This is a genomic window from Stenotrophomonas maltophilia group sp. RNC7, from assembly GCF_030910085.1.
In the GTDB taxonomy this organism is placed as follows: Bacteria; Pseudomonadota; Gammaproteobacteria; order Xanthomonadales; family Xanthomonadaceae; genus Stenotrophomonas; species Stenotrophomonas sepilia.
Genome location: NZ_JAVFVN010000475.1, coordinates 1 through 373, shown reverse-complemented (window position 1 = coordinate 373; position 373 = coordinate 1). Strand labels below are relative to the sequence as shown.

The 373-nt window shown below is 66.8% G+C and carries 1 protein-coding gene; it reads right to left on the bottom strand.

Annotation, left to right across the window (positions count from 1 at the left end; translation table 11 throughout):
- The coding region (locus RCF13_RS07995) for a solute carrier family 23 protein (protein ID WP_308141059.1) at nucleotides 1-373 on the bottom strand (373 nt) is incomplete at both ends.

The window sequence follows — 373 nt, the reverse complement described above, 5'->3', positions numbered from 1 at the left end:
GGCCTGCAGCACGCCGGCGACGGCGGGGAACAGGCCCAGCAGGATCAGCATGCCGGAGATCCACACGCCGACGTGGCGGCTGGCGATGCCGGTCAGTTGGATGACGCCGTTGTTCTGGGCGAAGACCGAGCTGGGGAAGGTGTTGAAAATGCCCGCCAGCAGCGAGTTGGCGCCGTTGACCAGCACGCCCCCCTTGATGCGCTGCATCCACAGCGGGCCTTCGACCGGCTGCTTGGAGACCTTGCTGGTGGCGGTGACGTCGCCGATGGCTTCGAGCGAGGTGACCAGGTAGATGATCAGCATCGGCACGAACAGCGCCCACGAGAAGCCCAGGCCGAAGTGCAGCGGCATCGGCACCTGGAACAGGGCGGCT